This is a genomic window from Plantactinospora solaniradicis, from assembly GCF_042658085.1.
Lineage (GTDB): Bacteria > Actinomycetota > Actinomycetes > Mycobacteriales > Micromonosporaceae > Plantactinospora > Plantactinospora solaniradicis.
Genome location: NZ_JBHSPR010000007.1, coordinates 661,670 through 673,097 on the forward strand (window position 1 = coordinate 661,670; position 11,428 = coordinate 673,097).

Below are 11,428 nucleotides of genomic sequence, written 5' to 3' on the forward strand. Positions count from 1 at the left end.
CGGCAATCGGGCGCCAGTCGCCGCCGAACGCCTACACCCGGCGCGGGCCCGAGGGTCTGTCCCCGGGCCCCATCCGAGGGTGTCGCGGTTGGTGACGACGGCTGTGGTGCCCCGGACAGTTCCGGGGGCGGCTCAGCGCGGCGCCGATCCGACCTTGTCGGGTGCCCGGTCGGGATCGACGCCGAGCATCCGGAGCAGGGAGTTGTGCTTGTGCGTGTCGACCATCGCGGGCAGTTCCCGGTCGACCCAGTCGGCCCTGGCATGGAGCCCTCTGGCCCGCAGCGACGCGAGAACTTCGGCCTTGTCGATGTGCATGGAGTGTCCATTCAGGTTTGTCTCGTGGCCGGCAGCCTGGATCGGCTGGCGGCTTCACGTCGGTTCGGCGGCGGTCCTGCGATCGGGATACGCACAGGATCCGGCCAGTTCGTGAGCTGTCCGCGCGGCAGGCGCGTCAGTGCTGCCGGCGGTCCCGCCGGGTGAGACGCACGGCGCCGACCACCATGGCCAGGACGGCCATCCCGACGCCCGCGATCAGCAGCGCCAGCACCAGCGGCAGGGTGCCGTGCATCCACAGGAAGGTGACCTCGACATCGCGCGTGTTCTGCAACATGAAGACGAGCAGAACCACCGAGGTGACCCCCACTGCGCAGACCCGGAGCCAGGTGGGTCCGAGCCGGGTCCGGGCGGACCCGCTCGCCGCCGGTGTCGCGGTGGGACCGTCCGGAGCCCGCGACGCGGGGACTGCCGGATCTGCCGGTGCGGTTCGGGTGCGGTGAAGGACGGACATGACACTCCCCTAAGGGGTCGAGCCGGCGTGGCTGGCACCTCGGGAGTGGGATGTCGTCGTTTCCGGGATAACCCCAGCCTACGCCTGTTCGTCCCGGTCTGCTCGGCCGTCCCGGCCCGGCCGGGGCGGTCGTCAGTCGAAGTGCTGGACCATTGGCCACATCTGCTGCCAGGACGCCCGGGGTTCCCGGCACACCACGATCGGCACGTCCTGTTCCTCGTTGTCGACCCCGACCCCGTTGTCCAGCCGGCCGGCGAGGGCGCAGGTACCGAAGTACCGGCTCAGCTCGCCCGCCTCCCCCACGCCGACCCCGACTAGCACGGTCGCCGACTCCGGGGGTGGCCCGTAGTAGCCGAGTTCGTTGTGTCCGCTGTAGATGTCGGGCAGCCGGTCGGCGCCGAGCCGGGTGAGCGCCCCCGCCTCGCCGTAGTTGGCGGTGAGCACGATCGCGGCGGCCCGGTCGGCGGCCGGCAGGTCGTCGTACGCCCGGACCACCTGGTCGACGTAGCGGGGCCAGCCGACCGAGTCGGCCGCGGTGATGTTGAGCCCGGGAACCGGAGTGTCACCGAGTACGCCGACCGGCAGCAGCGGCAGCGCGGTCACGGCGCTCGCCACCGCGTTGACGCCGGCGGCGACCGCGACCAGGGTGAGCCTGGTCCGGCGCCGGTCCCGCCCGATCCAGTCGGCGGTGACCACGGAACCGGCGGCGAAGAGCGCGCCGAGCAGCCCGTAGGTGTAGTAGGGCTGACCACCCGACACCAGCACCAGTACGCAGACCGTCAGGTACGCCACGGCCAGAGCCCGAACCGGCCGCCACTGCACCCGGCGCACCAGCCCGACCAGGCCGGCGATCCAGATCGCCGCCAGTGGCGGTCCGATCAGGATGAGCTGGAACGGCACGAAGGTGGTCCGCGACTCGGCACCCTTGTTGTCGGCGATCGCCCCGGCCATGTCGGCCTGGGGCAGGTCGTGGGTGAGCTGATAGACGAGGTTGGGGGCGCCGATCAGCAGGGCGAGCGCCACGCCGGCCCAGAGCCAGCGGTTGACCAACGTGCGGCGTGGGCCGACGGCGAGCAGCCCGACGCTGAGCCCGATCAGGAGCAGCACGACCAGCAGTTTGTTGTAGAGCCCGATCCCGAGCACCGCGCCGGCCGCGAGCCACCAGCGCGGCTGGTCGCGCAGCAGCGCCCGGGCGGCGCAGAGGATGATCCCGAGCCAGACCAGTAGGTCGACTCCGGAGGTGAGCATGACGTGCCCGGAGATCAGGGTCGCGGCGCCGGTGCCCAGGCCGAACGCGGCCAGTGTCTGGGCGAGCGCGCCGCCACCCAGCTCGCGGGCGATCAACGCGGCCAGCAGCAGCGCCGCCAGCACGCAGAGGGTGGCCGGCAGCCGCAGCCCCCAGAGCGAACCGCCGAACAGCGCGTCGGCCAGCCGGGCGATCGCCGGGGTCAGCGGCGGCTGGTCCCGGTAGCCCCAGTCGGGCCGGAGCAGCAGGAAGTAGAGCTCGTCGCGGTGGTATCCGTAGCCACCGTTGGTGGCCAGCAGCAGCGTGGCGACGATTCCGGCGACCACGCCGACCGGTCGCCAGGCGATCGGGGCCAGCCCGCCGCGCGCGCCGTCGTCGGTCACTGATTGCTGTGGTACGTCCGGCAGCACGACTTGCTGTGGTACGTCCGGCGGCACGACGCTGGCGCGTGGCCGGGTGGCGTGGGAACTCACGATCGTGGCTCCTTCCCTGGCGATGGCCCGGTCGGCGTCTCGGGTTGTCGGGGTGACGTCGGCCGGCCGATGTGGACCGGAACGGACGTCGGCGCGCCTTCCACCGGCCGTCCGTCGATACATAACGGTTAGAGCTTAACCGTTATGTATCGACTGTCAATGGGTTCCGATGCCGCTCCGACCGGCCGTCGCTGCGTTATCCGGCGTTCGGGACCGGCCGGGCGGGGTTGCCCCGCCAGACCGCGCCGGCCGCCGGGGTGCTGCCCTTCATCACGAACGAGTCGGGCGCCACCACCACCCCGTCGGCCAGGTCGACGCCGTAGTGCACCAGGGCACCGGTGCCGACCGAACACCCCCGGCCGAGCCGGATCCGGTCGGACTTGAACGCCCCGTCCTCGAGCGAATGCGAGTGCAGCACCGACCCCTCTGCCAGGGTGCAGTAGTCACCGATCTCGACCAGGCTCCGCTCCGGGAGTCCGCAGCCGTCGTCGAAGACCCGGCGGCCGACCCGTACCCCGAGCAACCGCCAGAGCAGCGGCTTGATCGGCGTGCCGTTGAACAGCCCGAGGAAGCCGGCCTCGGTGAGCTTCCAGTAGCGCTCGTGCCGCCAGTAATGCGGATCGTAGATCGAGCAGTGCAACGGGCGGATCCGACGGAATCCGAGGCACGACCACTCCAGCAGGACGGCGTAGCCGACCATCGTCAGCAGCGCCAGCAGGATTCCCGCGGACAGCGCGGGGACGTGCGGCTCGGCACCGTCGTGCAGCCCCTCGACGTGTACCACGATCAGGATCGAGAGGTAGAACAGCAGCCAGCGGGAGAGCAGGTACAAACCCATGGTGGCGAGGTTCGAACGGTTCTTCCGGGACAGCCGTCGCCGGAACTCGTCGCCGGTCTTCAACTCGTCGAAACGGGCGTCCCGGCGTACGGAGCGAGGTATCTCGAACGGTGGCGAGCCCAGCAGCCCGACACCCGACCGGACGGGACCGTCGAGCGGCACCATCACCTTGGTCGCGAGCAGGCAGTTGTCCCCGACCCTCGCCTCGGCGGGATAGACGATCCGGTTGCCGAGGAAGTTGTCCGCGTTGATCGTCGCCTGCGACAGCGCGAACGACGTACTGGAGAACCGGGCGTTGGACATGGAGAGCCCGTCGGAGACGAGACCCCCGCCGCGCACCTCGCAGAGGAACGGGCTGTCGTGCTTCTGCCCGAGCCCGAAGTTCGAGCCCGTCTGCCGCACCTCGCGCATCCGCCAGCCGATCAACCGGAGGTAGCCGATGATGTAGGAGCTGTCTCCGAACAGGACGTTGAAGAGCCGGACGTTGCTGAACCGGGAGACGATCTGGAAGCACACCCAGTGCCAGCCGTAGAGCCGGTACGTGCGGTCGGTCACCAGGAACAGGTTGGCCAGGCGGGGAACGGCGACCGCGAGCAGCAGGCCGAGCGGGATCGCACCGAAGAACATCAGCAGCGATCCCGGGACCGTACTGATGTCGACGGCGAAGGCGAATGCCACCAGGACGACGAGCATCTGGGTGTCGACCACCACCCGGCCGATCAGTTGGACGGTGCCGTAGCAGAGCCGGCGCGCCCGCGAGCACGACCTCGGCGCCGCGACCGGGTTACCGGCCCCACCCGGTACCGCCGGCGAGCCGTGATAGGTGGCCCCCGCCGGTACGACCTGGCCGGGGTACGGCGAGGAGACGTGCCCCAACTGTGCTCCGTCGCCCAGCTCGGTGTCGATGTCGAGCACGCTGCCCTCGCCGACCTGGACGTTCCGACCGATGCTGATCGGGCCGGTGGTGATCCAACCGGCCTCCGCCCGGTACCCGAGCAGGCTCACGTCCTTTCCGATCACCGTGCCGGCCCCCACCGTGACGAGATCGCTGCAGACCGGGACCGACCGGGACAGCATCAGCACGCCGGGCCCGACCTTCACGCCGAGCGACCGGAGGTAGAGGTTGTAGACCGGCGATCCCCGGAAGAGCACCAGCGGGCTGGCCCGGGTGACCCGTTTGACGACCCAGAACCGCAGGTACCTCAGCCCCCAGACGGGAAAGGTCTCGGCCCGCCACCTGCCGACCAGCAACCACTTCACCGCCACCGGCAGCAGCGCCATCACCGCGAACCAGGCGAAGCCGAAGCCCAGCGAGCGGGCGGCCACGTCGATCGCGCCGGAACCGCCGCTGATCCAGGTGTACCCGGTGACCGCTGCCATGGCGAAGAGTGCGATGTACGCCAGCCCGAGAAGGACCTGGAGAGCCGCACAGCCGTAGTACTCGAAATCGCTGGGCACCCGCAGCACCGGATGTGCCGGCTCGGCCGGCGCCGCCGACGCTCCGTTCTCGACCACCTCGGCAAGGCCCCGGACGGTGGGATTCAGGTACACGTCCTTGATCGAGACCTCGGCGCGGATCCGCTCCCGCACCCCCGTGCAGTACCGCGCCATCATCAGCGAATCGGCACCCAGGTCGGTGAAGAAGTCGTCCCGCACCGACACCCGCTCCACCCGCAACAGTTCCGCGAGGAGTTCCGCGAGCGCCGACTCCGTGGGCCCGGCCGGAGCGACGATGTCCGACGTCGCCGACCGGTGACGCGTCCCGGACGGCGCGGGCAGCCGCTTACGGTCCACCTTGTCGCTGGGCAGCGTGGGCAGCGCCGGCAGTTCCTCGAGATACGCCGGGACCATGTAGCGGGGCAGCCGGGACCGGAGCGCCGCCAACGCCCGACCGTGGTCCAGCGCCGCCGCTCCGGCACGCCGGGTGTAGAACGCCACGAGTTCGACCACGCCGAACTCCGGCTGGTACGTGGTGACCGCTGCCTGGGCGATCTCCGGCAGTCGCAGCAGCACGGACTCGATCTCGGTCAGCTCGATCCGGTAGCCGCGCACCTTGACCTGGCTGTCGATCCGGCCCAGATACTCCAGCTCACCGTCGTCGTTGACCCGTCCGAGGTCACCGGTGCGGTAGATCCGGCCCGAGGGATTGTGCGCGATCCCCAACCGGTCCGGGATGAAGGCGTGGGCGGTCAGGTCGGGCCGGTTGACGTACCCCGGGGAGAGGCCGACGCCCGCGACGCCGATCTCCCCGGTCTCCCCCCGGGGCAGCGCCCGCAGGTCCGAATCGAGGATCACCACCGAGTACGTCGGCAGGGGCACCCCGATCGTCAGGGGTCGGTCGGGATCGAGTCGGGCCCAGGTGGCGGTGACCGAGGTCTCGGTCGGTCCGTAGACGTTGAGCAACGTCCTTCCCGGCCGGTGCCAGCGGCTGACCAGGTGTGCCGGACATGCCTCACCGGAGACGAGGACGAACCGGAGTTCCGGCAACTCGTCCTCGATCGTGGCCAGCAGCGTCGGTACGCAGCACAGCGCCGTCACCCGGTGCCCGGCGAGGAAGCCGGCGAGGTCGCGCCCGACCAGCGCCCCGGGCGCGGTGCTCGGCACCAGCGTCGCGCCACAGACCAACGGCACCCAGATCTCCTCGACGGAGAAGTCGAAGGCGATCGTCATCCCCTGGTAGACACGGTCGTCGGCGCGCAGGCCGTAGCTCTCCGCCGCGACCTGCACGAAGTTGCAGATGTTCGCCTGGGTGATGGCGACGCCCTTGGGCCGGCCGGTGGTGCCCGAGGTGTAGATGAGGTAGGCCAGGTCGTCCGGTGCCGGAGCGGGGTCGTCCAGGCGGATCCGGTGCCGGGGGTACCGGTCGAGCTCCGGCACGTCGTCGATCCGGATCACCGTCCGGACCACCCCGTCCAGCCGGTCGGCCAGTGCCGAGAGCGCGACGACCGTCCGGACGCCCGCGTCCTCGACGATGAAGGCGATCCGGTCGGTCGGAAAGCCGGCGTCCACCGGTACGTACGACGCGTGGATCTTGGAGACGGCGAGCATGGCCAGATAGGCGAAGGCTGACCTGTCGACGAGCAGCCCGACCCGGTCCCCCGGAGCCACACCGCGCGCCAGCAGGAGGCGCCCGAGCTGGTTGGCGCGGGCGTCGAGTTCGGCGAACGTCATCGGGTGCTCGCCGTCGTCGACCGCCAGGTGCCCGGGATCGCCCTCGGCGGCGAACCGGTCGCAGCGTCGCTCGAACAGGTGGTGCAGCCGCTCACCAGGGCGCCAACGGACCCGGTTGTCCACCTCCGCCGCCGTCAACACCGGTCCGGTGCCGGGCCTGACACCCTGGCCGGGGACGTACGGCGCACGGACCGGGCCGGTGCCCGGCGGCACCCGGGGGTCGGCGCCCGGCGGCACCCGGGGGGCCGGGGTCACGCGTTCACCAGACCGGACGCACCGGATACCCCCGACTCCGCCGTGACGTCCCGGGCGGCGTCCAGCAGGATGTCCAGCCCGTCGTTCAGCATGTCGTCGGGGGTGGTCAGCGGGGCGAGCACCTTGACGACCTCGCCGTGCGGGCCGGAGGTCTCCAGCATCAGCCCCTCGACGAAGCAGCGTCGGGTGATGCTCGCCGCGAGCGCACCGGAGCCGACGTCGACGCCGCGCATCATCCCGCGCCCCTTCACGGTCGCGCCCGGCACGACGTTGGCCACCCCGGCGAGGCGACGGGCGAGCAGCTCACCGCGGCGCGCCACGTCGCCGGCGAACCCGGAGTCCGCCCAGAACTTCGTCAGCGCCACCGTCGCCGTGACGAACGCGTGGACGTTGCCGCGGAAGGTGCCGTTGTGCTCACCCGGCAGCCAGACGTCGTGCTCGGGCCGGATCAGCAGCAGCGCCATCGGCAGGCCGTAACCGGAGATCGACTTGGACAGCACGACCAGGTCCGGCACGATCCCGAACGGCTCGAAGCTGAAGAAGGTACCGGTCCGTCCGCAGCCCGCCTGGACGTCGTCGACCACCAGCAGGGCGCCGCTGCTCCGCGCCAGCTCCGCGATCCGCGCCAGCCAACCCGGCGACGCGACGTTGAGGCCACCCTCCCCCTGCACCGTCTCCAGCAGGATGGCCGCGGGCGCGTCGAGCCCGCTGGACGGGTCGCACAGCATCCGGGCCAGCAGGTCGGCGGTGTCGACACCCTCGCCCTGGTAGCCGTCGTACGGCATCCGGGTCACCCCGGGCAGCGGCATCTGCGGGCCGATCCGGTGGTGCCGGTTCCCGGTCGCCGCCAGCGCGCCCTGCGACATCCCGTGGAAGCCGTTGGTGAAGGCGATGACATTGGACCGACCGGTGACCTTGCGGGCGAGTTTGAGTGCCGCCTCGACCGCGTTGGCGCCGGTCGGGCCGGTGAACTGGACCCGGTAGTCGAAGCCGCGCGGCAGCAGCAGGAGCGATTCGAAGGCCGTCAGGAAAGCGCTCTTGGCCGTACTGGACAGATCCAGACTGTGCGACATCCCGCCGTGTTCGAGGTGGGCGATCAGGGCGGCCCGCATGTCCGGGTCGTTGTGCCCGTAGTTCAACGAACCCGCCCCGGCGACAAAGTCGAGATATTCTCGGCCGGACACGTCCCTGACCACACTCCCCTCCGCGGTGTCGAGGACGCAGTCGAAGCGGCGGCAGTAGCTGCGCACCCCCGATTCGCGACGTTCGAAGATCAGAATTTCTTTCTGGTCCGCCGCCCCTCGTACCGTCATTGGTCCCCCTCAGTCGCCCGGTCGCCGAACCAGACGTTCTCGCTGGTCAAAACCGGTTTTGCGGATTGCCCGCTTATTCCAACCGAGGAGCGGCATCCGGGAAACGGCAGAATGGCGGACCGATGTCAATTGGCCGGATTGCCGACTAAACCCTTGCGATCCGATAGCTGACTGTCCGATATATACGCCTTCTCCGGGCTGATCACGCGTCCGTCCGAGCGGTGCCCGACGGTTCCCTCTCCCCGAACCGGACAAACCCGCCGGAACACTGCGGGCAGTGTCCCGGCGGGTCAGCGGTCGAATGGCCGATCGGGTGGGGGCAAGTGGGCGGTCGGGTTTGTCAAACGGTCGGACGGTTTTGTCAAATGGTCGGACGGTTTTGTCAAACGGTCGGACGGACTGTCAAACGGTCGGGTGGTGCTCGGCGAGTGGGGTCAGCGGTAGTCGCAGACCCCGGTGGGGAAGATCTGTTCCAGGCGCCGCCGCTCGGCCCCGGTGGGACGCCACGAGCCGTACAGGCCCCGGGCGATGGCCGCCGGCACGGACTGCCGGTCGCAGGCGTAGACGCCGCCGGCAATCGGGCCGCCGGCGACGGTACGCGACGTTCCGTAGAGCGGGAAGCGAGACGTACACGCGCCGTCGGGGCGGTTGTCGAGGATCCCGTCCCAGACGTGCTCGCCCCGGGCGATCTCCGTACCGGCGGTGCTGAAGCAGCGGTCGACGGCCAACGCCGGCTTGTTGCCCAGCACCCCCCGCCAGGGCCGGGTACGCAGGTTCGTCATCCAGTCGTCGATCACCCCGAGTGCCTCCGGAGTCTGGTCGAAGGCCTCCGCCGGGCGGGCGTCGGTGAACCAGATGACCTGGTTGCCGGCGCTCCGGTCGTGATCGCGCATCCGTTGCCGGGACGCGAACGACTGGTGCGAGTTGTGCATGTCGAGCTGCTCTTCGAGGTAGTGCCGCCAATCGATGATCGGGATGTCGATGTCACCGGTGAAGACGATCCCCGAGTCGTACGCGGCCCGGATCGCCCTGCGGTCCCCGGTCGTACGCGGCGCCGGGGTACTGCCACCGTCCGGCGACAGTCGCATGTTCCGGGACGACCACGGGTCGAACTGCGCCGGGTCGGCACAGGCCGACGGGGTGAACGGACATCCCTCCTGCACCATCTCCGGCTGCGGTCGCCACGAGCCGACCCGGGCGTTCAGGTCGAGGAACTCGGACGGGGTGATCCGGCCGGAGGTCAGCGCCGACAGGCCGTACTGGACGCCGACGTTGTCCCAGGTCGACCGGGCATATCCGTCCGGGCCGGTGCCGTAGATGTTGACCAGGTCACCCCAGTGCGACCACTGCACCGTCTGCGCCACGCCGGGCGGATCCATCTGGGCCCAGAGCGGGTCACCCGGAGACCACAACGGGTTCAACGCGAGCGGGGTGAGGCCGCGCCAGCCCTCGATGCACTCGGTCGAGCCCGGCACGCCACCCAGGTACGGGTTCGGCACCGTCGCGCTGGCGTTCATGCCGATCAACCAGGTCCGGTTCTCCCAGTTCCGCCACTTCGGGTTCGCCCCGTCCGTGACGTCCATGTAGTACTCCAGCAGCTCACAGTCGCCCACATGGATCGTCTGGGTCGCCATGTCCGGGTACGAGTACTGCGGAATCGCCGCGTCGATAACCCGGGTGCCGTAGTTCTGCCCGTAGACGTACTGCTGGATGCCGCCGCCGGAACCTCCCACCCCGACCGTGTACAGCGGAACGCCGTACTCCTCGATGAAGTGCTCCTTGAGCATCAACGCCGTCTCGCCGCCGAGCACCAGGTTGTAGTGGGTGGCGGTGCGGGTGCCGGTGGAGTAGAGGACGGCGTAACCCAGCGAGAGACCCTCGTGGTAGAGATGTCCGCCGGGCAGCCGACCCTGGTCGTGCCCGATCGCCACCCCGCCGTCGAAGCGGTAGATCACCCGCCGGTTCCAGTTGGCCTCCAGCACCGCGATCGAGTAGACGAACCGGTTGATCGTGCCGCGCTCCCGTCGTACCACGTAGTCGACGGTCCGGCCGTCCAGCGTCGTCGTGGTGGTGAGGTCGGCGGGCCGGCTGCCGTCCGACGGCATCGGCTTGAACGTGCCGTCCCCGGCCCGGTACAGCCGGTCGGTGACGGTCGGCGCGGCGCAGTCCCGGCTCCAACCGATCACCGCGCCGTCGGCGCCCCGGACCCGCATCCCCTCGGCGTCCTGGTTGTCCACGATGGGCTGGCCCAGGCCGTTCTGCTCGGTACGGCACAGGAACGGATACTGCCGCGGACCGGAGAAGATCGGTCCCGAGATCGGATGGTTGCGTACGGCCAGGGTCGCGGTCCGGGCGTGCCGGGCACTCGCCCGCAGCACGTTCCCGCCGTCGCGCAGCCCGTCGACGACGCCGCGCAGCGAGTCGCCGTCCAGGCTCAGCGCGCGGGTGACGTCGGTGCCGTTGCGGGTGACCCGCACCGACCGTGGATCGGTCCGGCGGTCGAACGTGACCCGGACCAGCGCGTCGCCGCCGCTGACCTGGTCCGGCCGGCTGGACAGCACCTCGATGTCGAGCCGTTGCCCGGCCGGGCCGGTCCCGGCGGTGGCCGGCGCCGCGGCGCCGAGGGTGAGTACGGTGCTCAGGCCGACGGCCAGGGCTCCGCCGAGGGTACGACCAGCGGTGCCGGGCCGGGCCGATCCGCCGGCACCAGCGGAACCGCCTGCTCCGACGGCTCTGCCGATCCGGGCCGACCTGCCGGTCTGGACGGTTGGGTTGACGGCTGACCAGCGCTGGACGAGGAATCTGAGAACAGTCATCGGTCTCCTCCCCGGAGGATGGCGGACACCGACGATGTCACGGAGATTACGGGGTTGTCGAGATCGACACTTGTCGAGTACCGGCGACCCGACCGGGGAGCTCCGGAGCCCAGGGGTCACGACGACGGCTTCTGCCCGCCTATCTGGCTTTCCTCGGCGGGTCTGGCTTTCCTCGGCGGGCGAATGGTCGACATTCCCTTCGCGCGACTTTCGATACCCCGGCCGCCATATCGCGAGCGCCCCGACGATCAGGGCCGCGACGCTCGAGAGCTTGTCCGCGAGATCCGGTCCCAGGGTGAGCACACCGCCCACGCTCACGACCGCGGCGAGAACTATGATGATGATGGCAGTGCGCAATCGCATTCTGTTGACGCTGTTGATCCATCGGCGCGACGTCGCGCCGATCGCGAGCTCCAACATTGCGACACCCGCCATGAACAGCACAGGCACCTGCCACAACTCGACGTCATGTCAGTTCTCCTCCCGCCTCGCCGAGTTACCCGTCATCGAAGCGCCGCCTCTATCTGGT

General features: G+C 70.1%; 6 protein-coding genes. All 6 read right to left on the reverse strand.

Translation table 11 applies throughout. The features are described 5' to 3' along the window. Nucleotides 1–132: 132 nt before the first annotated feature. Complete coding sequence (locus ACFP2T_RS08960) at nt 133–315, reverse strand: hypothetical protein (RefSeq protein WP_377419594.1); 183 nt, start codon at nt 313–315, stop codon at nt 133–135. A 136-nt stretch (nt 316–451) separates the two neighbouring features. Then, on the reverse strand, nt 452–787 hold the full coding sequence (locus ACFP2T_RS08965) for a LapA family protein (RefSeq protein WP_377419596.1): 336 nt from the start codon (nt 785–787) through the stop codon (nt 452–454). A gap of 132 nt (nt 788–919) precedes the next feature. Further along, complete coding sequence (locus ACFP2T_RS08970) at nt 920–2,506, reverse strand: glycosyltransferase family 39 protein (protein ID WP_377419598.1); 1,587 nt, start codon at nt 2,504–2,506, stop codon at nt 920–922. Nucleotides 2,507–2,702: 196 nt separating this feature from the next. Then, the gene (locus ACFP2T_RS08975; protein ID WP_377419600.1) at nt 2,703–6,770 is read right to left on the reverse strand and encodes a Pls/PosA family non-ribosomal peptide synthetase; all 4,068 of its coding nucleotides are present in this window, start codon (nt 6,768–6,770) and stop codon (nt 2,703–2,705) included. Continuing rightward, the gene (ectB, locus tag ACFP2T_RS08980) at nt 6,767–8,083 is read right to left on the reverse strand and encodes a diaminobutyrate--2-oxoglutarate transaminase (protein ID WP_377419602.1); all 1,317 of its coding nucleotides are present in this window, start codon (nt 8,081–8,083) and stop codon (nt 6,767–6,769) included. The genes ACFP2T_RS08975 and ectB overlap by 4 nt, the downstream gene beginning before the upstream one ends. Before the next feature lie 434 nt (nt 8,084–8,517). Further along, nucleotides 8,518–10,899, reverse strand: coding sequence for a DUF6351 family protein (locus ACFP2T_RS08985; RefSeq protein WP_377419604.1), 2,382 nt, complete (start codon nt 10,897–10,899; stop codon nt 8,518–8,520). Nucleotides 10,900–11,428: the final 529 nt, after the last annotated feature.

Bases quoted from the DNA above. Each gene is read 5' to 3' on its own strand.
- ectB (WP_377419602.1), bottom strand. From the start codon at position 8,083: ATGACGGTACGAGGGGCGGCGGACCAGAAAGAAATTCTGATCTTCGAA.
- ACFP2T_RS08960 (WP_377419594.1), bottom strand. From the start codon at position 315: ATGCACATCGACAAGGCCGAAGTTCTCGCGTCGCTGCGGGCCAGAGGG.
- ACFP2T_RS08985 (WP_377419604.1), bottom strand. From the start codon at position 10,899: ATGACTGTTCTCAGATTCCTCGTCCAGCGCTGGTCAGCCGTCAACCCA.
- ACFP2T_RS08965 (WP_377419596.1), bottom strand. From the start codon at position 787: ATGTCCGTCCTTCACCGCACCCGAACCGCACCGGCAGATCCGGCAGTC.